Raw genomic sequence first — 23,196 nt, 5'->3', positions numbered from 1 at the left:
GGCGCTTCTTCAGATGACTCTACAATATTAAAAATGGGAACCAACGCGGCATTTCCGCCGTTCGAATATATAGAAGGAACAGAAATCGTTGGTTTTGATGTTGATCTTGCTAATCTTATAGCAGAAGAGCTTGGCATGGAACTTGAAATTATGGATATGGAATTTAACACGCTCACTGGTGCTGTTGCCAATGGAATCATCGATATCGCGGTAGCTGGAATGACCAATACTCCAGAACGACGAGATAGTGTTAATTTCTCAGAAGGATACTTTACTTCTAAACAAATGATTATTGTACCAGATGACAGTGATATAAAAGTAACAGATGATTTGACCGACCAAACTATAGGTGTTCAGCTTGGTACAACAGGCGATCAATTCGCAAGCATGTATATAGAAGGTGCCGATATCGTTCGTTTTGACAAAGGCGCTTTGGCAATTGCCGATCTACTAAACGGTACCATAGATGCCGTCATCATTGATGCTGAGCCTGCCAAAAACTTTGTGGCCGCACAAGATAGCCTACAAATTTTAGAAAATCCTTTTGTAGAAGAAGAATATGCGATCGCCATTGCTAAAGAAAATACAGAACTCACGGAGCAGATTAACGATGCGCTATCCACATTAAAAGAGAACGGTAAATACGACGAAATTTTTGATAAATATTTTGAAAAAGTAGAGTAATGTATGGGTTAAGGATTTCCTTAGCCCTTTTTTAAGGGGGAGAATATGTTTACACTTGAGAGATTTAGTAATTTTTTCGAGACTTTCATAGATGGTGGATATATTTTTACTATTCTAGATGGGCTTTATAACACTTTGTTGCTTTCATTAATTGCAACGATTATTGGTCTGGCCATCGGCTTAGTTGTTGCTGTCATTGGGATGCTAGAATCCAAAGGAACAATTGAAAACAGTATATTAAAAGTATTAAAAATCATTGCAAAAGTATATGTTGATATTATTCGTGGCACACCTGCAGTAGTTCAGGTTTCCTTTTTGTGGCTTGTAGTGCTTGCTCCATTAAATTTGCCACGTGTAATGGTTGGAGGAATCGCATTTGGAATTAATAGCGGTGCATATATGTCAGAAGTTATACGGGGTGGCATCACCTCTATCGATCGTGGCCAAACTGAGGCCGGGCGTTCGTTGGGTCTTTCATATTTTCAAACTATGCATCTTATAATCCTGCCTCAAGCTTTTAGACAAATGCTTCCTTCTCTTGTAAACGAATTCATAAATCTTATAAAAGAAACTGCTATAATAGGATTTATTGGTGGAATGGATCTTATGAAAGCTGCGAACATCTTGATCAGTACAACATATAACTTTGAAATTCCATTAATAATGGTCGCATTAATTTATTTAACAATTACAAGTATATTAACTTATTTTATGAGAGGTATCGAAAACAAGCTTTCTAAACAAAATAGATAGAGAGTGATTAGTGACGAGTGGCCAATATCGGTCGCTTCTCACAATAAGAAGGAGGGAATTATGAAATTTTTAACTTGGTTTTCAGGAATAATCGTTGGAACTATTGCAGCAGGAACTGTTTGTGCCCTTTCAATTTCTCTTGATAAAGGCGAAGGCGATATTTATAGCAGTACAAAAATTATAGGATTAGATAGAATTGTTGGACTTGAATATTTTAAAGATTCTGATTTTGAAGACAGAGTAGAAGGGTTATATGCAGGATACGTTGCAGCACTCGATGATCCTAACACTGCATATTTAACTGCGGATGAAAAAATCAGCTATCTACAAGCTCAACAAGGAATCGTTCAAAATGTTGGAATCCAATTTACTTGGGGAATTACCAATCAGTATTTAGTTGTAACCAACGTACAAGTCGACTCTCCCGCAGCGCTCGCTGGTATTGTAACGGGGGATAGAATAATCCAACTAGATGACACTCTGGCTATGGGTTCAAATGAAGTAGATATATACAAAAAGCTAACTACTACAGATCGCACACCCGTTACGTATCACATTCAAAAATCAGATGGCTCTTTGCAAGCAATCCCTCTTACAATAGCGCAGCTACCTGTTCCGGTTGTCGAAAAGCAAGTCTTAGAAGGCAACATTGATTATATAAAGCCCAATGAATTTACTAACTGGACTGTAGATTTAGACAACGGAATTATCGATTTACGATATATTACCAATGTTACCATTGACGAAGCGCAGTGGCTTTGCGATTTATTTTTAGACGAAGGCGAAATATTTACTACAGTTGATAAGCATGGCACAGAAGTTGTCTACAACGCAACACCCGGCAAGCTCACTCAAGACGTTGCTATCCTCATAGGCAACTCAACTGTCGGAGTGATCGAAGCTGCCATTGCACGCCTTAAACCTCTCGAAAATATATATATTGTTGGCGAAAAAACTCATGGCTCCGGAATGACAAACGAATTGATAGAACTGGCAGACGGAAGCGCATTACTTGTTGCTACCAATAAAATTTTTGTTGACGGCACATCTGTTTCTGATGCCGCTGTTGAGCCAGAATATGAGGTTAGGCAAGGTGAACCATATACATTAGAACTTGTYACCACAGGTCACAAAAATTTGGCAAAGGATGACCCACTCCAGAAAGCTATTGAACTAATCAGATAAACTGCAATCGAAAGGATGGTTATGATGAAATCAAGGGAGGTTAAAATGAAAAAATTAACAGGAAAGCTCGGACATGCTAAACAATTTGGTTTATGTGCATTAGCTTCGTTTGCATTTACTGGAAGCGTTGTTTTTATGACTGTTTCTGCTGTTGGAAATACTGATGCTATTGATAGCAAACTACAAGATATCACACACGTATTAAACGCAAAATACTATGGCGAGATAGATGCTACTTCTTTAGAAGAAGGGGTATATAGAGGATTTGTTGCGGGTGTTGGTGATCCTTATACATCATATTTTACGCCAGATGAATTTACTGAATTTATGGAAAGTGCTAGCGGCATCTATGCAGGCATTGGAGTTCAGATGACTCTTGATAAAAGTGACAATAGTATACAAATCGTCGAAGTTTTTAAGGGGTCTCCTGCCGAAAAGGTTGGAATTTTACCCAAAGATAAAATCGTTGGTGCTGCAGGAACAGAAATTAACGGTGATGACTTTGATACAGTGCCCGACATAATTAAAGGGCCAGAAGGTACAAACGTACTAGTTGATATTTATAGACCCAGCGACAATACAACGCACACATTTGATATAATGCGTGAAAACGTTATTTACCCATCTGTCGAAGTTAAGATGCTAGAGGGTTTTGACGATATAGGTTATATTGAACTGCGAAGCTTTGAAGAACTAACTTATAGCCAGTTGGTTTCTGGAATCGAATCTTTAGAAGCCGATGGTGCCAAAGGACTTATTCTAGACTTACGCAATAATCCTGGTGGATTGCTTCATATAGTCGAGCAAATTGTCGATGAATTTTTAAGCGAAGGCATCATTGTTTCTGTAGGTATAGGCGATAAAGCTGAGCCAACATTCGCCGATAAAAAGATAAATGACATCCCGCTCGTTGTTATTGTCAACGAACAAAGTGCTAGCGCGAGCGAAGTTTTAGCAGGCGCACTAAAAGACCATGGCCGAGCAAAGTTAGTTGGTTCCAGAACTTTTGGAAAGGGAATTGTACAGACCATTCTTCCTCTTATTGACAGCTCCGCATTAAAGGTTACAACCAGCGAATACTACACTCCTTCTGGCATCTGCATTCAAGGAATTGGTATCGAACCCGACTATCCTGTCGAGCTTACTGCAGACCTTCTTATCAAAGCTGAGCTCACTTTCGACGAAGATGTGCAACTTCAAAAAGCCGTCGAAGTCTTATCAGAACAAATGTAACTTGCCCATGTCACTACACAGAAAGGAGGAAGTTTTATAGAAAACTTATTAAACAACATTTATTTAGTAATCTTTGATCCAATATTTTTGATTATTGCTATTCTTATAGTAATTATGTACAAATGCGAAAACTCAAAATGGGAAATATTAGGAATAAAGGACATCATTCGTGGCACTGTAGTTGGTCTAATTTTAAGTACTCTATTAAACATATTTGAAATTTATATTCCCCTAACTTTTGGAATGCTCTTACTTGTACCTATCACAGTTGGTCTCATGAGCCTTAATCCAAAATTTAGCTGCTTTGCTTACGTTATTCCTTTTACATATTTTTTAGGAGAAATCCTAGAAACATTTAATTTATTCATACCTCTTTTTCACTTACCCTATCGCGAGTTTATTGTTTTAATCGGGTTCTTGCATCTTGTAGAAGGTATTTTTGTCATTAAATACGGTTCAGAAAATGCCAAAGCAGCTCCTCTGTTTAATGGTCAAGCAATTGTTAAAGGTACAGCAATGAAAAAGTTTTGGCCAGTTCCTCTCGTAATTTTTATCACCAGCAATGGTACGCTTATTCCTTTATACACTATTCTTGGTTATGCCGATCATACTCACTATGATGCCAAAGAAAAATCGCGTTATATGGGTAAAATGGTATTGATATACGGAATTTTTGTATTAATTATCGGCTGGCTTGCATTTGAACGTGTGCTATCATTAGGTTTGTCACTGCTAATGCTTCCGCTAGGACACGAATTGATCTTCTTCATAAATTATCTACCCCTTAATTCTTCTACAAAAATAAAAAAATTTCAGTAAATTATATGCACCTCAAAAGTTTAGATGAATATAATAATATTACCTAGAAATTACATCTTGATTTTGCTATAATACTCCAAAGAAAATTTTTAGGAGGTACTTATGAAGTATTTAATAATTTCGGATGTTCATGGTTCATATGAAGGAGTTTTAGCCGCGCTTGCTGCATTTGATTTTCACAAGTGTGATAAAATTATTTTATTGGGTGACATTCTCTATCATGGACCTAGAAATCCACTACCAAAAGGTTTTGACCCTGCGCAAGCTGCAACATTATTAAACGAACACAAAGATAAAATTATTTGTGCTCGAGGAAATTGTGACTCAGAAGTTGATCAGATGGTTTTGGATTTTCCTATCCAGGCCCCTTACGCACTTATTGTTGATAATGGCGTTGAAATCTTTGCCACACACGGACATTTATATAACCCCGAAYATTTACCTATCACTAACAAAATTGACATCTTTATGTATGGACACACACATTTATATGACTTAACATTACACAATAACATCTTAATGCTAAACCCGGGTTCTGTGGCTTTACCCAAAGAAAATCGTCCTAAAACGTACGCCATATACGAAGACAAAAAGGCCTATATATACARGCTAGATAATCATGAAGAATTACTACAGATATCCTTAACATGATAGAATAAATCTTTAAACTTAAAAAAACCTTCCTTCATACAAAAAATTACAAAAAGTGCTGCACCTCCCATATGCAGCACTTTTACTTTGTCAAAATATAGCCCAAAAGTATATTATTGGAACTAATAACGCAGGCAAGAAATTTATCGTCTTGATTTGTACAACTTTTAAGATGCTCAATCCCGTACACAATATTAGTATTCCACCCACCACACCTATTTCTGCCATCAACGCTGGTGTAAAAAAATCTGCCAAATAGTTTGCCAACATATATATACTTCCTTGCCACGCAAACAATATCGGTGCCGCAATAAGAATTGACAACCCAAAGCTTGAGGCTAGCACCATCGATGTAACAAAGTCTAATGTGCCGTTTGTAAATAGCAATGTATTATCATGATTTAACGCACTTTCTATAGGCCCCAATATCGCCAATGTTCCCACACAAAATAGCAATACCGCGGTTACAACCCCTTCTATATTTAATCCCGTAAATCTAGATTTCAACCCATTTACTCTAGCATCCAAATCTATACTTTCTCCTACATATCCTCCTATTGCCAATGCCACTATAAACAACACTGGCAACTCGCTCTTTGCCATATTGCTTACCAACGAGTTTATACCTATTGCTGTTGCCGCCAGGCCCATTGCCTGCAGTAGCGTTGCACTCTTCTTTTCGTTTATCCCTTTTTTTAATGCGCATCCTATCAGTGTTCCTGCAATAATAGTCCCCGTGTTAAAGTATGTACCTATCATATATTCCCTCCTTATTTTAATGAACGAATCTAAGTATAGCAACTCATCGCTCATGTTTCAAGGAAGTGTTTTCGCAACTATATTATTCCCATTGCAGATACGATAAAAGCAAATAATATAAATACTACTATACTTAAAATAGTACTTATCCCAACCACCGTATTTACAACATCAACATTTTCTTGCTCATCCACTTCTGCTACTAACAGTGGCAACGAAAACATTGGCGGTAGCAATAAAAACGAAATGTAAGATACATCTAGTAATACACTGGATTGTATAAAATTATCTAATATCAATATTTTAAATAAACTCCCTATTACAATTGTCACCAATATTCGCGTACCTATTATTTTGMTACTTTGCTTTAAATATTTCTTTTCTAGTGCTAATCCATARCCCAATGTTATTAATATAAAAGGCGTAGATGTTGCTGCCACATATGATACACTACTCAAAATCCCTGCACCAATCGAATTATTTTGCAGTATCGCAGCACCTCCAATTAAATTAAGTATTATTCCCAACATAATACTTATTACAATTGGTGATTTAAATATATTTAATACAATTTTGATAGTTATTTTACTATTTTGTGTATCTATTCTAAATACTAAATAATATAATATCCAAACAAATAACTCGTGCGCAAGTCCCATAATCGAAAAAAACTCTAAATTTTCTTCTCCGTATATAACTGAAAATAAAACTAGCCCCACCAAGCCAAACGCATAACCCGTACAACAATATGGATTATACTTATATCTCAATACATTTATATAATTACATAATTTTCCACCTATCATTAATGATACAAACAACAAAAATGAAATAATTAAAATCGTCCCATGCGATGAATCTATATGCATATTTATAAAAGTTTGAAATAATACACAGGGTAATGAAATATTCATAATAAACTTTTTAATCTCCAGCATCGTTTGTGTTGATAAAAACTGCTTCTTTTTACACCATACCCCTAACATAAAAATTAATATAACCGGTAAAACTGACCCCAACATTTCATTATCCCCCTATACTAACCTCTAAATTATATTTTTCACAATATACTATATACTTATTTAAACATTTTTTTGACATATTGGTAGTTTTTGCATATTTGTAGACACTTCCTAATGCCTTATATTTTTCTTTTCCCAAATTGTGAAATGGCAACAACACTAACTTAGCTATTTTATACCTTGCCACAAAGTCACATATATCATATAAATCTTCCTCATTAAATTCTGGTATCACAGGCACACGTATTATTGTTTTTTCATTATATTCGCTACTTAGCATCAAAAAATTATTTATCATAAGCTCAAATTCACCCTTAGTAGCTTGTTCATATTTATATTTATCAATATGCTTTAAATCAAACATCACTAAATCTACTTTCTCCACAATAGCTCGCAAAACTGCAGCCTTTACTGCTCCACATGTTTCTATTGCAACATCAATTCCCTCTTTTTTCAACTTGTCTATCAATACATTTACTGCTTTTACTTGCATTAGTGCTTCTCCACCAGATATAGTGACTCCCCCACCGCTACTGTCATAATATAGTTTATCTTTACATACTTCTTTTACTATTTCGGCAATCGCTATTGACTCTCCACTAAAATAGCAAGCATCTGTTAAGCAAACTGTAGTACACTTTTTGCATCTTATACACTCGCTGTGGTTAATAGCAATTATATTATTTTGTACTCTTATAGCATTATGTTCACATACTTTTAAGCAATTTAAACATTTTAAACATTTTTTATGGTTATGCATTATTACCGTTTTAAAAGATTGTGACTCTGGATTTGCACACCACTCACACTTTAATGGACATCCTTTAGTAAATATTACAGTGCGTATTCCTGGTCCATCATGAACTGCAAATTTTTCAATTTCTATTATTTTTAGTTTAGTTTCCATATAATACCCTACTTATAACTTCATCTTGTACATCTACATCTAAATCTACAAATACAGCCGAAAATCCACTTACTCTCACAATTAATTCTGGATAATCTTGCGGATTTTGTTGTGCATCTTCTAATACTCCTTTATCAACAACAGTCACCATCAAATGGCATCCCCCATTATTAAAATATGCATCAAATAGTGCCTTGATTTTTTCTCGTTCTCCATTAAACATATTTGGTGTAAATTTAATGTTCTGTACACTACCTCCATGATATTTTGGATTAAATTTTCTGAGAGAATTCAACATTGCAGTAGGTCCATTTTTAGCAGCACCAGCTTGAGGATTATTAGCCGGATTTAAATATGTTCCTCTCAATCTACCGTCTGCGGATGCCTCCGTTTTTCTTCCCCATTCAGTATTAGCTTGATTATTGCTTATCACTATAAGATAATATTGCATAGAATCCATACCAGCCCAACGTACCCCTTTTGCTATAAATTCATATAAATCATTTGCCAATTCATCTACTTCTTCTAAATCATTGCCATATTTATCACAGTTTACTAAATCATATCTAATTTTTTCGTATCCACAAAAATTAGCATTTACTGCAGTATTTACTTCTTCCAGCGTATATTTCTTTTGTTCAAATACTAACTTCTTAATTGCATATAGCGAATCGGAAGCATTGATACTACCATAAATTTCGTTAGTTCCACCTAAATAACGAACACCACCTTCCAACAATGCCTTATTTCTTTCTAAGCAATCATCTATAAGTATACTTGTAAACAAAAAACTTACTTCATTATTCATTACCTCATAACTATATAACTGCACTTTAGCAGAAAGCTGAATAAAATAATCAACAAACTCTTTATATCCAGCATAAAAAGACTCAAAATCTGCATAATTATTTAATGGAGGAATAACACATTTATCGGCTTTATAAATTCCATCAAATGTATCTATCCCTTCATTCATATAAATATTTAACATTTTTAACACATTCATTAACACATTCGGAGTTCCCACGCTCTGCCCTTGAATAACAAATTCAGTACATCCAAAAGGTACATATTGTTCTGCTGCTACCCGATCTATTCTCATACCATACATAACAGCATCTACATTTACATCATCATTATACAACGTTGGATATGTAGCACCCGCACCTAAGCAATCATACGCTAAGTCCATAATATCTTTAGGAGTTTGTTTATTAAATCTCAATGTAAATTGTGGTTCTACATATTTACATTCTTTTGTCACGTTCATTGCAATTCTAGCAAAAACATCTGCCTCTTTAGGATTCTTGCGCCCATAGCCTCCCACTATTATTCTACCATTAACAGTAGTTCTTCGATTTTCTATTAATGTCCAAAAAGATTTTAGATAATTATAAGCATCAACTTCAGTAATAATGTTATTTTCTAAGTCTTGTACTAAATATACTCCCAAATAATCATCCAAGCGACCATAGTTAATTACTCCTGCCAAAAGAGCATAAATCCACACTAATTGCAATGCTTGATGAAAGGTTTTTGGCTTATCATTAACTATTTCTAGTAGATCTTGTTTCATCAATAATAATTCTTTTACACGTTGCCCTTCCTTAGCCATTATTTGCTTATCAATTTGTTTAATCAAATCCAATATACAGGTTTGCAATAACTCTAATGCTTTTATACTACATTTATAAAATTTTGAATCTCCTTTCACTTCTGACTTTCTTTTAATTATATCTTTCAATCCTTCTATACCATTATCAAGCAGTTTAGGATAGTCCAGCATCATTCCGCTCAATCTGGCAGTTGCCATAAATGGATAGTTGCAATCAATAAATGGTCCCACTGTTGTATCATTCAGAACATCCTTACAATATTTTGCTTTTGTATCATGTTTTTGCCAATAATTATACAAGTTATCTATTCGCGCCATTTGCTCTTGATTAGATTGATCTTTTAATGCCAATAATTTTTGAAATACACAAAAGTGCCCCACGCCTCCTAAAGATGTTACGCATCCAAATCCTATAGGCAAAAAATCCAGTCGCCCTGCTATTAAATCATGATTTTCAATTGTTCTAAACAATGCAGGATATATAGTCTTTAAACAATTTATTTCTCTTTCTTCTTTCGATAGATGTAATGATTGATTATGAATATTTGTATAATTTTCCATTATCACAATTTGCTCTTCAATACTTTTTTCTGAAGGCAATTTTTTACTAACTTCTACGTTTTGAGCTCCATTTAATTTAAAGTTTGACATTATTTTACCTCCTACTATAAAAGAAGTTCTGATTAATACTAATCAGAACTCATGTCATTTAATAAAAAATTTTAATATTCTTAATTTGCCCYGGCTTCAATGTTCCTAAATCCATAGTGGCAGGCATATCATTACTACATAACATATCTGTAATTCTAACTTCTTTACACTCACCCTTTAAAACTCCAGCTTTTACTTCTTTATTTGAATTATTAAAAATCCTCAAAATATATGCGTCATCTTTGATTGATTTCACATAGGTTCCAAAAGTCGCCTCACTATCAATAAGTTCTATCATACTATGCGTTTCATTTAAACTATGATCTAATGCCGATACATCAAGAAAGCAAATTGGAAAAACCACTCTTTCAAGCTTTTGATTTTGATAATATACTTTGTCAGTGGCAAAATTAACATAATCTTTTCCACAAACATTCCCATCATATTCATTATAATACGCTACACCCAATTCAAACTTATTTTTACCTTGCATTTGACTAAGTGGTGTTTCAAATATCTTTTCTTGTAATCCACTGGCACGACCTGGTCTGCGATTTAAGTCYGGCAACCCCAAATGCCCAACAGCTCTAAATAATGTAACTGCAATATCACTAAAACCATTACCTATRATTTCATATTCTTTTGCACTTCTAGTAAATACAGTCACAACATCTGTATCTTTTACCAACGAAATATGGTTTAAAAGTGGATAGGTCGGTGTTGGTTCTTCTAACCAGTCACTATCACTCTCAATCGGCTCATTGTCAAAKGTCTTCGAACGCCATTCTTCTAAAATAGAAGGRTTAGTTTCTCGATTTATATACCCATATGCTGTTCCTGCAATACTATTTTCATGACTGTTCAATGATTTAAATACTAATCGAATTCTATGATTTTTTGCTGCGTTATCTATATTTCCGCGTATTCCTATTACTTTATCATTTTTCTTTAATGTGAGTTCTATTTCATAATTATTAATAACAGATAATTTATTTATGGCTCTTTCTTCTAATGTTGCTGGTGTTAGTAAACTTCCTYTGACCATTATTTTGCTAAGAACTTTTGCATTTACCGTTGTTACATTTGCATTTGCAAAACTATCTATAATCGTCATATCAAACGTTGGGTTAGAATAATCGTAATTGTCGCCCTCGTCTCCACTTTCTTCTAAGTAAATTGCTTTCTCATAAACTTTGTTATCAATTTTATCTATAATCTTTATTGCATAATTTTCGTAGGATATTTTATAAAATTCATTTTCGATGCTTTGATTTTCTGCAATAGCTTCTATTCCTCTATTGTCTGTTTCATCAATTATATGAAAAGTTTTATACCCTATTGCTGGTACGTCCTCAGCCATTAGTGCTATTGTGGTCGCATAGAAAAATTTACCTTCTGACATTTTACTTTCGTCTTTGCGTAAAATTCCACTAAATCTTCTTTCTGTGTTTAAGATTGTATACTCTATATTTTCATTTTCATAAACAATTTTAAAATTCTGCGACTTCGTATAAACAGTAAATGTATCTGTAATATTGCGCTTATATGCTAATGTATTAAATACTACCAAYGGAAAATTTATTTCTGTTTTTGGTATAGTAACCGCTATCTTTCTCATTAAAAACACCTTACAAGACTCTGCAATATTCAATGCTCTCTCCGAACGTGTTTTTATTAGCTCATTAGTTTTATCTGTATTCGTTGCTGAAGAATGAGTTTGGCTTCTAATTAATAAATCCCAGGCTCTATCTAATAATCCTTTATCATATGCAATACCCAATTTATCTGCCATGCTCATCAACGGCTGCACTTCATATGTTAGAATACGCTCTACCTTATCTTGTATTGTCTTAATATCTGCTCGTGCAGAAAACAGTGATCTGTGCATCCTGTGATATTGTGCATTCATAAACTCGCCAATATATGTTTTTAGGTTGCTATTATTTCTTACCTTATTCATATATTCTAAGAAAGTTGTTTCTTCAAAATCAAATTCTTCTGACTCTAAACTATATTTTTTAAGTAGCTCATCAAAATTTTCAATTGCTGGGTTTAAGTCAAATCCTATTGGCAATAAAAACTCTCCATCAATGCTAGACTCTCTTGCCAATGTCAAAAATTCTTTATTTAAATCTTTACCTTGATAGTTTTTTGCCGTTTTATCCGTCAATTTGCCACTCACAAATGACGGTGTTGCAAATCCATATCCTGCTTGCAATACATTACACAATACCCTAGACCCATCGTTGCTTTCCCAATAAAAGTCCAATGGCAGCTTGTGCTCGTCACCCATTCCACGTCTAAATATAAAGTCTTTTATACCAAATCCTAAAAATATTTTAGGAAAATCTTGGGTATGCCCAAAAGAATCTGGAAGCCACGCCAACATAGAACTGCCACCAAGTTTATCAGCTAGCTCTATTCCCATATTCAAATTACGAATTATACCTTCTCCACTTGATATAAAACAATCTAATTGCGAATGAAAAGGTCCTATAATTAATTTTTTTTCATTAACTAATTTTTTAACTTTTTCTATATCTTCTTCGTGTGAATTTAGATAGTCAATCAATGCATCTGTTTTTCCATCGAGAAAAAATTGCTTCAATTTACCAGATTCTAGCGCCTTTAACAACTCACGCATATTGTATGCAAACTGCACGGTAGTATCTTCTTCCGTAAAATACCATTCCGGATCCCAATGTACTTGCTGAACCACATTAGCTAATATTTTTTTCATTATTATCCTCCATTATAAACTAAATCCTGTTCCCTCATCCAAAAACAAATATTCATCTTCACTTAATTTTTTACTAGCTTTCCTTATTAATATTGTAAATATAGCAGTTCCAATCGCCACTCCAGCTATAAATGCAAAGCACCATTTTAATGTCGCACCAGGCGCATTTCCTATATTAACAAACGGTATCGCAAGCCAAAATCCTAATGGCACTACTAATTGTATTTCAAATAATGCCACAAGAGATGATGCTACTGCTCCAGCAGTCATTGTTGCAGGCAAAAGTATTCCTGGTCGTGCAAATAAAAATGGCAAGCCACCTTCTGTTACTGTAAACAAACAGTTAATTTGATTATTGATCGCAGCTTGTCGTGCATTTGCATTAAAATATTTTCTATTTAATAAATATCCCAGAATTATAACACTTCCAGATGTAGGAACAGCAATATGATTAAATGTATGAGGATAAAGATCTGTACTTATTACCCCCAATCCAAATAGCACTGAAACCTTTCCAATCGGYCCACCTAAATCAGATACAACCATCGCCCCCATTATTAATGCAAGTATTATTCTATGTTCTGGATTTTGGTGCATTCCATTTAAGAAAGACGTTAACGCATTCATTATTTCATAGAGKCCTATTCCAATTGTAAATCTATAAATAATCCCRCCTATCATTGTAGCCATAATAGGTATAAATATAAAACTTGTAATAGTTCTAAGTCCACCTTTTAATGTCATATATCTAATAGTGAATTTAACCAGGTATCCAACCAACCAACCCACTACTATCCCACCAATAAAGTTTCCACTCATTAAATTAGCAAGTCTACCCAATATAAAGGCTGGTGCAATACCTGGTTTACCAACAAGTGAATATGCTGTAAACATCGCCATAAATTCTGGTATAAATGAAAAGCCCATTTTTCCAATCCAAAATATTAGTCTATCAACTTCAGCCCATGTGATACTCATAAAACCCGCTGTCGTTAAATAACCTGTTTCTTGCTCATACATATATGTACTAAATTCTAGCATATCTTTTCCCATGAACATATACAGAAACGTTCCGATTGCAATTAAAATACCGCCCCCAGCAACAAGTGGTATCATATATGATAACCCATTATACATCGCTCTTTTCATTTCATCAAAAACATCTTTGATTGTCTCTTTTAACATTACTATCCCCCCCCTCTTCGATCAGTCTTAATTATTAACTGCTTCTTCTACTTTATCCATGACTTTATCAATATCTTTCAATACTTCACTAATATTAAACTTCAATATTTTTTTTCCTACAAATCTTTCTTCCATCTCACAACCTACCATAAGAGCCATTATTACAACATCAGCTTCTCTAATTTCACGTGTTTTTAACTGATCCTCAAACCCTAATGCTCCTTGTTTTTCTACCTTACAACTATGACCTCTGTCTTCTGCTGCCTTTTTTATTTTTCCTGCTGCTAAATATGTGTGAGCAACACCCGTCGGGCAAGCACAAACTCCTACAATTTTCATATTATCTCCTCCTTAAGCAAAAAAATCTAAAATTTGTTTTTTTGTTTCCATTGACTTTATTGCTTCTACTTCCTTTGTATCAGACAGTCTACTCGCTATTTGGGTCAAAATTTTCAAATGGGTTGTTGATGCTTCCTCCATTGGCACTGCAATCATAAATGCAATTTCAACAGGTAAATCATCTAAAGATTCCCATTCAATCGGTTTTGTAAACTTTGCAATTGCTATTCCTGCCTTTTTTACACCTATACTTTTTCCATGAGGTAAAGCAATTCCGTTACCAACACCTGTTGTCATTTCTTCTTCTCGTTCATATATACTTTTAATAAATTCTTTTGCGGAAGTTACCTGTTCCATCGTGAACATATTCGCCATTTTATTTATAGCATCATCCTTACTCGATACATCCAAGTTTAAACATATCATGTCTTCGTTGCAAATACTACGTATATCCATGTGATTCCCCTCCTTATTTGTTAAGTATTTCCAAATGTTATCATATTTTTTTTAACACTACAATAGTTTCATTTTATATAGAATTTTATTTAATAATATTGGTATTAATTTCATCGTTTGAAATATAATTCATTAACTTTATTAGTCTAATTATTATAATTTTTTTATTTTAATTTCCAAAGCATTTTACTATTTTATTTAATATTTTTTTATTATAATTTTACTATTTAAACAACTATCAATTAATAAATATAACTAATTGTTAAAATATTTTTCATAGATATTTTTACCACAATTGCATTTTCTATTCAATCCTCTTTACGAAATCTTTATTTTATTTTAAAATATGAATAAAATATTTTTCATAAGGAGTTTTTTAAATGACACAAAATATAATAAATTTAAATTATGATATTTATTCAAAACTCACTAAACTAGAAACAGACTTTTTATCATATATCAATCAAAATCCAGAATTTGTTATACAAAATACAATTAAAGATATTGGTACAGATGCATTTATTTCTCCAGCTTCTATAATTAGATTTTGCAAAAAACTAGGATATTCTTCGTTTAGTGAGTTTAGATACCATTTACGAACTTTATTTATTAATAAACCAAATAATTTGCAAAATAAAAAAATAATAGAAGTAATTAATCATCAATTTAACCTATATCTTAATGCAATTGATATCTCTAAAATTATAGAAATTGTTCCTTTATTAACACAATCTAATATATTATTATATGGAAAAGGAACGAATGCATATTTTATTGATTACCTTGCTACACAATTATCATTGCTAAATCTTTCGGTACTTTCCTATCGAGATGCTCAGTTAGCAAAGGTTTATGCTTCCAATATTGGACAAGGTGGTATCGCATTAATACTTTGTTATTCTGGAGAAACTCAAGTATCTATTGACCTTGCACTATCTGCTAAGCAAAATCATTATAAAATAATATTAATAACTCGCAATATACAATCTTCTTTAGCTAGTATAGCGGATTATTGCTTACTCATTCCAGAAGAAGCCCTAAATTCTTACTCTAGTAAAAATATTCATGTAAAAACTAATTTTTGCTTAGTTTGTCTAATGGATATTTTGCTTCAATATATTATTTCATATCAGAACAAATGTTTCTAACACCTTGCAATTTATTGGTTTGGATGTTATAAATAAAAAAAGTACAAAGGAGAATTTTTATGACTATAATTTCTATTAGACTGCTATACCAAGATATATCCAATTTTAAAGAGGTGGAGGTTGCAGGCTGGATCCGTTCTGTACGTGATTCTAAAACATTTGGCTTTATCGACCTAAACGATGGCACATTCTTTAAGGGGGTTCAAGTTGTATTCGATGACACTATGCCCAACTTTAAGGAAATAGCAAAGCTTGGAGTCGGCGCATCTATCATAGTAAAAGGGAGCGTGGTTTTAACTCCTGACCAAAAACAACCGTTTGAAATTAAAGCTTCTGCTATTACTATAGAAGGCGAATGTCCACCAGATTATCCTCTACAAAAGAAGCGCCACTCATTTGAGTTCTTGCGAGAGATTGCTTATCTAAGACCGCGCACCAACACTTTTGCGGCAGTGTTTAGGGTTCGTTCTCTTGTTGCTTATGCCATACACAAATTTTTCCAAGACAGACATTTCGTATATGTACACACTCCAATAATCACTGCCAATGATTGTGAAGGCGCCGGAGAGATGTTTCGCGTTACCACACTCTCGGCAACAGAACCAAAATTGCTCAAAAATGGCGAAGTCGACTTTAGCGAAGATTTCTTTGGCAAAATGGCGTCACTTACTGTTAGCGGACAATTGAGTGCAGAAACCTTTGCCCTTGCTTTCAGAGATGTATACACATTTGGACCTACCTTTAGAGCTGAAAATTCTAATACTCCTAGGCATGCTGCCGAGTTCTGGATGATTGAACCAGAAATTGCTTTTGCTGACCTCGAAGATAATATGCATCTAGCCGAAGATATGCTTAAATTTGTAATTCAGTATGTGCTTGATAATGCTCCAGAGGAAATGGCCTTCTTCAATAGCTTCGTCGACAAAGGCATCAAAGATAGATTAATATCCATTCTCAAGTCTAATTTCGGCCAAGTCACTTACACCGACGCTATCGATATATTGCAAAAATCTGGTCAAAAGTTTGAATATAAAGTAGAATGGGGAGTGGATCTACAAACAGAACACGAACGATATTTAACCGAAAAACACTTTAAGAAGCCTGTATTCGTCATCGATTATCCTAAAGATATCAAAGCATTCTATATGCGATTAAACGCTGATAACAAAACCGTTGCTGCAATGGATCTGCTAGTTCCTGGCGTTGGAGAGCTTATTGGAGGCAGTCAAAGAGAAGAGCGACTAGATGTCCTTAAGCTACGAATGAAAGAATGCCATCTCAACGAAGAAGACTACTTCTGGTATCTAAACCTCAGAAAATTTGGTGGCACTAGACATTCTGGCTTTGGCCTTGGCTTCGAGCGACTTGTTATGTACCTTACTGGCATGACTAATATCAGAGATGTCATCCCATATCCTAGAACAACCGGTTCTGCAGAATTTTAAAATCGAAAAGGAGCAGTGATTGTGACCCCATCAGCTAAAGAAAAAACAACCAATACTAAAACAACTTCTGCCAAAACTATCAAAGACAACGCCGCTTCTACTAAAACTGTTAAGACCAAAGCCGCTTCTGCCAAAACTGTTAAGGCCAATGCCGCTTCTACCAAAACTGTCGAGGACAATGCCGCTTCTACCAAAACTGTTAAGGCCAATGCCGCTTCTACCAAAACTGTCGAGGACAATGCCGCTTCTACCAAAACTGTCGAGGACAATGCCTCTTCTACCAAAACTGTTAAGGACAATGCCGCTTCTACCAAAACTGTCGAGGACAATGCCGCTTCTACCAAAACTGTCGAGGACAATGCCGCTTCTACCAAAACTGTTAAGGCCAAAGCCGCTTCTRCCAAACTGTYRAGGCCAAWGCCGCTTCTRCCAAAACTGTCGAGGCCAAWGCCGCTTCTACCAAAACTGTYRAGGMCAAAGCCGCTTCTACCAAAACTGTYAAGGMCAATGCCGCTTCTACCAAAACTGTTAAGGCCAATGCCGCTTCTACCAAAACTGTTAAGGCCAAAGCCGCTTCTGCCAAAACTGTTAAGGCCAAAGCCGCTTCTGCCAAAACTATCAAGGTCAAAGCCGCTTCTACCAAAACTGTCAAGGATAACGCCACTTTTACCAAAATTAACCATACTAAAATATCCTTTACTGACACTGCACAGCTAGTAGATGAGACAATTATGGAGATATCAGCTATTCTTTCAAAAGAAGATACGGTCGATGCGCGCTCATCTCGCAACCAAGAAGACATGATAATGAAACATGCGATGCAGGTCTTTGCACAAGTTGTTATCGAATACTTTGGTGAAACTAAAAAAGTCAAAGAAATCGTTTATACCGAAGAAATTGACCTAAAATTTATAAACAGACGAATGGATTACTTGTTTTTAATGGATGATGACACTTATACACACTTTGAAATTCAGACCACCGACAACGTAGAGGAAGATTTAGCACGATTTAGCATTTACGATGCGGTACTTTTCTCTCAAACAAAGCGTGAAGTTTACACATATGTTATATTTTCCAATAATATAAAAAATCCCATAACCGAATACCAAAACGGATTCAACACTTATAAAATAAAAGCAATTTTCATGGCTAATAAGAATGCAGACGAAATTCTTACTCATATCGAGACCAAACTTATCAATGACGAAGCGCTAACCTCGGCTGACCAAATGGATCTGGTCTTTTTGCCAATAATGGGCGGCAAGTCTACCAAAGCAGCTAGATTAGAAAAAGCCTTAACATTATTTCAGCAATATGAAATTGATGAAAAAGATGACATTCAATCTATGCTATACACTTTTGCTCTCAAATTTTTAACCATTACTCAAATGAAAAGTATAAAGGAGATTGTTAAAATGACCGTTTTAGGACAAATGATCAAAGATGATGGCATCGCTGAAGGTATTAAAAGGGGTATGGAAAAGGGTATGGAAAAACAACAACTAGAAACTGCCAAAGCTCTACTCACCCATTTCGCTGATGACGCTATCATTGCAGAAGTAACCAAACTTCCTATTGAAACTGTTGCAGATATTCGAAATACTGCTACTTCTCTCTAGTTTGTAGCGTATATAGAGGTATGCATCTCAAATCATACTGCTGCCTCTATATTTCCAGCCTCTAGGCACACTCTTTTTATATAGCGAATTTCTATATCGATATATAAGGCATTCCGTCGAATGGGTGATTTCCAGCTTTCAGGCATACTCTTTCTATATAGCGAATATTCTATATCAATATATAAGGCATTTCCATCGAAAGGGTGAACTCATGGCTAAATCCAAAAAACGCTCGCAATTACCAAAGTTAGAACATCAGTTGCACATGCTTGAGCTACAATATCAGTTACATATGCTCCAGCCACCATCAAAACATCGATTATATCTGCTTAAGCTCCAATTACTATATCGATTATATCCGCTGAAATTACAGTTTCGATATCAGTGGCATAAACTCGATCTGCTACAACCCCAGCTGCCTTTGCCCCAGCTGCAATCACCTCCTCAGCTGCCACAATTACCTGAGCCAAAATCGCAGCAATAGCGCTTAGCGTTGTCTTTGTCCCCAATTTCCAGCCTCTAGGCATACTCTTTCTATATAGCGAATATTCTATATCAATATATAAGGCATTATCATCGAAAGGGTGAAATCATGACTAAACTTAAAAATTATCTCAAGCCTGATGCGCTCAAGCAACTCATCTCCACCAATCAAGGCACCAGCGAATTACAGTTCAAACGCCTCCTAAAATTTGCAACAAAGGGGAGCATCGAATCACAATATCAGGTCGGGCTTTGCTATTTTAAAGGCGATGGCGTTGATAAAGATGTTACACAAGCAATCGAATGGCTCGAGAAAGCCGCAAGTCAGGGGCATGCCGATGCTCAGTGGAGTCTTGTCTCTTGCTATCAATACGAGGATACTCGATCTTTGGATTTAGACAAAATTTTGGAGTGCTCTCAGAAGGCCGCTGATATGGGGCATTCCGCTGCGCAATACCAGATGGGCATTCGCTATTATCTAGGCGACGGGCTTTCATCCGATCCAGCAACTGCCATGGAATATTTTCACAAATCTGCAAATCTTGGTTATGCACTTGCTCAGCTCCGACTCGGCTACTGCTACCAATACGGAGATGCTGTCGCTCAAGATCTCACCAAGGCTGCTGAATGGTTTAAATTGGCCGCCAAAAAAGGTAATGCAGATGCTCAATATTCTCTCGGATTTTGCTATCGCTACGGAGAGGGCGTTTCCGAAGACTTTGCCCTATCTAATGTTTGGTACCAAAAGGCCGCAACACAGGGCCACACCAATGCACAGTTTATTTTAGATATCTCCAGTACCTCCAAAACCTCTCAATCATCAGTCATTTCTCAGGCTATGCTAGATGAATCGCTATCTGCTGCAGAGCTAGGGGACCCCAACGCGCAATATATTCTCGGTCTTTGCTATTTTAAAGGTGAACTTGTCCCCAAAAATCTCRCACAAGCGGCTACATATTTTCACGAAGCTGCCCGTCAAGATCATGGCAAAGCTCAATACGAACTCGGCAAATGCTATTTTTATGGCTATGGAAAAATTCAAGATTTTACACAAGCGGCTACACTATATCAAGCGGCTGCCAATCAGGGACTTGCCTCCGCTCAGTATCGACTTGGTAGTTGCTACAAATTTGGAAAGGGCGTTGAGCCAGATGCCAACACTGCGGTCCAACTTTTTAGAGAAGCCGCAAAGTCTCAGCACACAGGTGCGCTATTCGAACTTGGCAACTACTATTATTATGGCAACGCCGAAACGCATGATATCCTTTTGTCAATGATCTGCTTCTCTCAAGCTGCCGCGGCCAATTCTGCCAGCTCGCAATATCAATTAGGCTTCTTTTATCATCAGGGACAGCCCGTTGCTCAAAACTTCGCCACCGCAGTAACCTGGTATCAAAAAGCTGCAACTTTCGAATTAGCTGCAGCGCAAACAGCCCTCGGTTTTTGCTATTATCACGGTGAGGGCGTATCTCAAGATTTTGATATTGCAGCAGAATGGTTTACAAAATCTGCCAATCAGGGACATGCAATCGCGCAGTTTTATCTCGGCGTTATTTATGCTTATGGCGAGGGTGTTTCTCTCGATCTTAGCTTAGCTGCCAAATGGTTTTCTGCATCCGCGGCTCAGGGAGATGCCGAAGCTCAATACAACTTAGCCATTTGCTATGCCACTGGGCAAGGTGTCGTTCAAGATTTTTCTACGGCCGTTGAGTGGTTCAAAAAAGCTGCTGCCCTAGGAAATACACTCGCTGAGCAACAGCTTGAATTGCTTCATTCTAATTGTTCCGATCAGTAAGCACCAGCCGCCAAATGGTTTTCTGCATCCGCGGCTCAGGGAGATGCCGAAGCTCAATACAATTTAGCCATTTGCTATGCCACTGGGCAAGGTGTCGTTCAAGATTTTTCTACGGCCGTTGAGTGGTTCAAAAAAGCTGCTGCCCTTGGAAATACACTTGCTGAGCAACAGCTTGAATTGCTTCATTCTAATTGTTCTGATCAGTAAGCACCAGCCGCCAAATGGTTTTCTGCATCCGCGGCTCAGGGAGATGCCGAAGCTCAATACAACTTAGCCATTTGCTATGCCACTGGGCAAGGTGTCGTTCAAGATTTTTCTACGGCCGTTGAGTGGTTCAAAAAAGCTGCTGCCCTAGGAAATACACTTGCTGAGCAACAGCTTGAATTACTTCATCCTAATTGTTCCGATCAGTAAGCACCAGCTATTGCATTGCTCGAGTTGCCACCACTGATACGCCTGTATCTAACAAATCTTCAATTATTACATCATACATTTTCACGGGTGCCTTCACTGTAACCTCGTTGATTGCTTTCATGCATTCATTAATTAGCTCTTTCGGTATGTCTCCATCTGTTTTAACCGGGAGGCGGTTGTGTACTCCTCCCTCGATTTTGACGGTTGATGTTACCACTCTTGTTGGTGCTGTTACCTCTTTGACTCCATATGTTACTCCTTTTGGACAGCTATTTCCTACTACTGCAAGGTCCGCATTTACAACCAGWCCGCATCCTTTTGGACATACAATACATGTCAACTCTTTATTCATTTAACAGTCCCCCTTCTTTACATTTACGACAATTCCCTTATTGGCTGCCCCCAATAAATTTTTCGGGATTACAATTTTTTCCATTTCTGCTGGCAGCAGGTGCTTCTTCTTCTGCGACATCACCACTTTGTCTCCGCTTTTCACTTCTATCCAAACATCTTTATACACCTGGCGCACCCTAAAAAACACTTCTACAAATTTATTCATTCTGTCYAKATCGATTTTTTGTGGAACGGTATACCCAACGCCTTCTCCATTTGCCACGACTATCATGTTCTCCGAATGTGTATACGGTTTAGCTATATATTCGGCCGCGCTCTCTCCAGCTTTCATACTTTCTTTCGTAACGAAATCCACCAGGTCATGCACATGCAAAACGTTTCCACAAGCAAATATTCCTGGTATTGCTGTTTGCATGTCTTCGTAGACTGCTGCGCCATTTGTTCGCGGATCCAACATTATTCCCGCATCTTTTGTGAGCTCATTTTCTGGTATCAGCCCCACAGATAGCAGCAAAGTATCGCATTCAAATTTAATCTCTGTGCCAGCTATCGGTCTAAATTTTTCGTCCACTTTGCTAACCACCACTTCTTCTAATCGTTCCTTACCTCTTATATCAGTTACGGTATGCGAAAGATACAGCGGAATATTATAGTCTTCTAGGCACTGAACTATATTTCTATTTAACCCGTTTGAATATGGCATGAGCTCCACCACAGCCAAAACTTCTGCCCCCTCTAGCGTCATTCTTCTCGCCATTATTAGCCCTATATCTCCTGATCCCAAAATCAAAACTTTTTTACCCACCAAATATCCTTCCATATTAACATATCTTTGCGCCGCACCTGCTGTAAAAACTCCCGACGGTCTCTCTCCCGGAATCGCAATGGCCCCTCTGGTTCGCTCGCGGCATCCCATTGCCAACACCACCGCTTTTG

Annotated in this window: 23 protein-coding genes and 2 pseudogenes; 12 read left to right on the top strand and 13 right to left on the bottom strand. The window is 36.2% G+C overall.

The window, feature by feature from the left end; translation table 11 throughout:
- From EPU_RS08075 to yfcE, 6 genes are all read left to right on the top strand, one after another.
- A partial coding sequence (locus tag EPU_RS08075) for a basic amino acid ABC transporter substrate-binding protein (protein ID WP_010168281.1) occupies nt 1-684 on the top strand: 684 nt, incomplete at its 5' end.
- 45 nt (nt 685-729) lie between these two features.
- Nucleotides 730-1,437, top strand: a complete 708-nt coding sequence (locus EPU_RS08070; protein ID WP_010168279.1) for an amino acid ABC transporter permease — start codon at nt 730-732, stop codon at nt 1,435-1,437.
- 60 nt (nt 1,438-1,497) lie between these two features.
- Complete coding sequence (locus EPU_RS08065; RefSeq protein ID WP_010168277.1) at nt 1,498-2,622, top strand: S41 family peptidase; 1,125 nt, start codon at nt 1,498-1,500, stop codon at nt 2,620-2,622.
- A gap of 45 nt (nt 2,623-2,667) precedes the next feature.
- Complete coding sequence (locus EPU_RS08060; protein WP_010168275.1) at nt 2,668-3,855, top strand: S41 family peptidase; 1,188 nt, start codon at nt 2,668-2,670, stop codon at nt 3,853-3,855.
- Nucleotides 3,856-3,942: 87 nt separating this feature from the next.
- Nucleotides 3,943-4,674, top strand: coding sequence for a hypothetical protein (locus EPU_RS08055; protein ID WP_010168273.1), 732 nt, complete (start codon nt 3,943-3,945; stop codon nt 4,672-4,674).
- Nucleotides 4,675-4,776: 102 nt separating this feature from the next.
- Complete coding sequence (gene yfcE / locus EPU_RS08050; RefSeq protein ID WP_010168271.1) at nt 4,777-5,325, top strand: phosphodiesterase; 549 nt, start codon at nt 4,777-4,779, stop codon at nt 5,323-5,325.
- A 90-nt stretch (nt 5,326-5,415) separates the two neighbouring features.
- Here yfcE and EPU_RS08045 read toward each other — a convergent pair whose 3' ends face one another.
- The 8 genes from EPU_RS08045 to EPU_RS08010 form a co-directional block, all read right to left on the bottom strand.
- A complete protein-coding gene (locus EPU_RS08045) occupies nt 5,416-6,084 on the bottom strand; it encodes a DUF554 domain-containing protein (RefSeq protein ID WP_010168269.1) in 669 nt (222 codons plus the stop codon).
- A 77-nt stretch (nt 6,085-6,161) separates the two neighbouring features.
- The gene (locus EPU_RS08040) at nt 6,162-7,106 is read right to left on the bottom strand and encodes an AEC family transporter (protein ID WP_010168267.1); all 945 of its coding nucleotides are present in this window, start codon (nt 7,104-7,106) and stop codon (nt 6,162-6,164) included.
- A gap of 4 nt (nt 7,107-7,110) precedes the next feature.
- On the bottom strand, nt 7,111-8,013 hold the full coding sequence (locus EPU_RS08035; protein WP_010168265.1) for a glycyl-radical enzyme activating protein: 903 nt from the start codon (nt 8,011-8,013) through the stop codon (nt 7,111-7,113).
- A complete protein-coding gene (locus EPU_RS08030; RefSeq protein WP_010168263.1) occupies nt 8,003-10,279 on the bottom strand; it encodes a pyruvate formate lyase family protein in 2,277 nt (758 codons plus the stop codon). Before EPU_RS08030 ends, EPU_RS08035 begins: the two co-directional genes overlap by 11 nt.
- A gap of 58 nt (nt 10,280-10,337) precedes the next feature.
- Nucleotides 10,338-13,019 (bottom strand): glycoside hydrolase family 38 N-terminal domain-containing protein, encoded by a 2,682-nt coding sequence (locus EPU_RS08025; RefSeq protein ID WP_029488243.1) that lies wholly within the window; start codon nt 13,017-13,019, stop codon nt 10,338-10,340.
- A gap of 12 nt (nt 13,020-13,031) precedes the next feature.
- Nucleotides 13,032-14,204: a PTS fructose transporter subunit IIC gene (locus EPU_RS08020; RefSeq protein ID WP_010168259.1), complete on the bottom strand. Its 1,173-nt coding sequence runs from the start codon at nt 14,202-14,204 to the stop codon at nt 13,032-13,034.
- Between the two features lie 27 nt (nt 14,205-14,231).
- Nucleotides 14,232-14,543 carry a PTS fructose transporter subunit IIB gene (locus EPU_RS08015; protein ID WP_010168258.1) on the bottom strand — a complete coding sequence of 104 codons (312 nt, stop codon included), beginning with the start codon at nt 14,541-14,543 and terminating at the stop codon, nt 14,232-14,234.
- Nucleotides 14,544-14,555: 12 nt separating this feature from the next.
- Nucleotides 14,556-14,999, bottom strand: a complete 444-nt coding sequence (locus EPU_RS08010; RefSeq protein WP_010168257.1) for a PTS sugar transporter subunit IIA — start codon at nt 14,997-14,999, stop codon at nt 14,556-14,558.
- 380 nt (nt 15,000-15,379) lie between these two features.
- Here EPU_RS08010 and EPU_RS12785 point away from each other — a divergent pair, with 380 nt between their 5' ends.
- Nucleotides 15,380-16,147, top strand: a complete 768-nt coding sequence (locus tag EPU_RS12785; RefSeq protein ID WP_010168256.1) for a MurR/RpiR family transcriptional regulator — start codon at nt 15,380-15,382, stop codon at nt 16,145-16,147.
- A 59-nt stretch (nt 16,148-16,206) separates the two neighbouring features.
- Nucleotides 16,207-17,592 carry an asparagine--tRNA ligase gene (asnS, locus tag EPU_RS08000; protein ID WP_010168255.1) on the top strand — a complete coding sequence of 462 codons (1,386 nt, stop codon included), beginning with the start codon at nt 16,207-16,209 and terminating at the stop codon, nt 17,590-17,592.
- On the opposite strand, the gene EPU_RS07995 is transcribed toward asnS, so the two are convergent.
- Together EPU_RS07995 and EPU_RS07990 are read right to left on the bottom strand one after the other, a co-directional pair.
- The gene (locus EPU_RS07995; protein ID WP_010168254.1) at nt 17,589-17,981 is read right to left on the bottom strand and encodes a hypothetical protein; all 393 of its coding nucleotides are present in this window, start codon (nt 17,979-17,981) and stop codon (nt 17,589-17,591) included. The genes asnS and EPU_RS07995 overlap by 4 nt on opposite strands.
- Nucleotides 17,972-18,298 (bottom strand): hypothetical protein, encoded by a 327-nt coding sequence (locus tag EPU_RS07990; protein ID WP_156778414.1) that lies wholly within the window; start codon nt 18,296-18,298, stop codon nt 17,972-17,974. Before EPU_RS07990 ends, EPU_RS07995 begins: the two co-directional genes overlap by 10 nt.
- 25 nt (nt 18,299-18,323) lie before the next feature.
- Here EPU_RS07990 and EPU_RS07985 point away from each other — a divergent pair, with 25 nt between their 5' ends.
- Complete coding sequence (locus EPU_RS07985) at nt 18,324-19,214, top strand: RpnC/YadD family protein (RefSeq protein WP_010168252.1); 891 nt, start codon at nt 18,324-18,326, stop codon at nt 19,212-19,214.
- A gap of 329 nt (nt 19,215-19,543) precedes the next feature.
- Here the strand turns inward: EPU_RS07985 and EPU_RS07975 are convergent, their stop codons facing one another.
- The gene (locus tag EPU_RS07975) at nt 19,544-19,723 is read right to left on the bottom strand and encodes a hypothetical protein (RefSeq protein WP_010168250.1); all 180 of its coding nucleotides are present in this window, start codon (nt 19,721-19,723) and stop codon (nt 19,544-19,546) included.
- An 83-nt stretch (nt 19,724-19,806) separates the two neighbouring features.
- Between EPU_RS07975 and EPU_RS07970 the strand changes: the two genes are divergently transcribed.
- The 3 genes and pseudogenes from EPU_RS07970 to EPU_RS14605 all read left to right on the top strand — a co-directional run.
- A complete protein-coding gene (locus tag EPU_RS07970; RefSeq protein WP_010168249.1) occupies nt 19,807-21,492 on the top strand; it encodes a tetratricopeptide repeat protein in 1,686 nt (561 codons plus the stop codon).
- 57 nt (nt 21,493-21,549) lie between these two features.
- Nucleotides 21,550-21,699, top strand: a pseudogene (locus tag EPU_RS14610) (SEL1-like repeat protein); the annotation flags it as partial.
- A 57-nt stretch (nt 21,700-21,756) separates the two neighbouring features.
- Nucleotides 21,757-21,906, top strand: a pseudogene (locus EPU_RS14605) (SEL1-like repeat protein); the annotation flags it as partial.
- Nucleotides 21,907-21,913: 7 nt separating this feature from the next.
- Here EPU_RS14605 and EPU_RS07965 read toward each other — a convergent pair.
- Nucleotides 21,914-22,258, bottom strand: a complete 345-nt coding sequence (locus tag EPU_RS07965; RefSeq protein WP_010168248.1) for a DUF1667 domain-containing protein — start codon at nt 22,256-22,258, stop codon at nt 21,914-21,916.
- Nucleotides 22,259-23,196 (bottom strand): NAD(P)/FAD-dependent oxidoreductase (locus EPU_RS11975; protein WP_010168245.1); only part of this gene is annotated, 938 nt, incomplete at its 5' end.

Source organism: Candidatus Epulonipiscium viviparus, assembly GCF_000171335.1.
Classification (GTDB): Bacteria; Bacillota; Clostridia; order Lachnospirales; family Cellulosilyticaceae; genus Epulonipiscioides; species Epulonipiscioides viviparus.
The sequence above is the reverse complement of the archived record's forward strand: the minus strand, read 5'-3'. Positions and strand labels throughout refer to the sequence as shown.

What these genes read in the sequence shown, in the direction of transcription:
- asnS (WP_010168255.1), top strand. Translation starts at nt 16,207, where the DNA reads ATGACTATAATTTCTATTAGACTGCTATACCAAGATATATCCAATTTT.
- EPU_RS08035 (WP_010168265.1), bottom strand. Translation starts at nt 8,013, where the DNA reads ATGGAAACTAAACTAAAAATAATAGAAATTGAAAAATTTGCAGTTCAT.
- EPU_RS08030 (WP_010168263.1), bottom strand. Translation starts at nt 10,279, where the DNA reads ATGTCAAACTTTAAATTAAATGGAGCTCAAAACGTAGAAGTTAGTAAA.
- EPU_RS08015 (WP_010168258.1), bottom strand. Translation starts at nt 14,543, where the DNA reads ATGAAAATTGTAGGAGTTTGTGCTTGCCCGACGGGTGTTGCTCACACA.
- EPU_RS08010 (WP_010168257.1), bottom strand. Translation starts at nt 14,999, where the DNA reads ATGGATATACGTAGTATTTGCAACGAAGACATGATATGTTTAAACTTG.
- EPU_RS08045 (WP_010168269.1), bottom strand. Translation starts at nt 6,084, where the DNA reads ATGATAGGTACATACTTTAACACGGGGACTATTATTGCAGGAACACTG.
- EPU_RS08070 (WP_010168279.1), top strand. Translation starts at nt 730, where the DNA reads ATGTTTACACTTGAGAGATTTAGTAATTTTTTCGAGACTTTCATAGAT.
- EPU_RS12785 (WP_010168256.1), top strand. Translation starts at nt 15,380, where the DNA reads ATGACACAAAATATAATAAATTTAAATTATGATATTTATTCAAAACTC.
- EPU_RS08060 (WP_010168275.1), top strand. Translation starts at nt 2,668, where the DNA reads ATGAAAAAATTAACAGGAAAGCTCGGACATGCTAAACAATTTGGTTTA.
- EPU_RS07985 (WP_010168252.1), top strand. Translation starts at nt 18,324, where the DNA reads ATGGAGATATCAGCTATTCTTTCAAAAGAAGATACGGTCGATGCGCGC.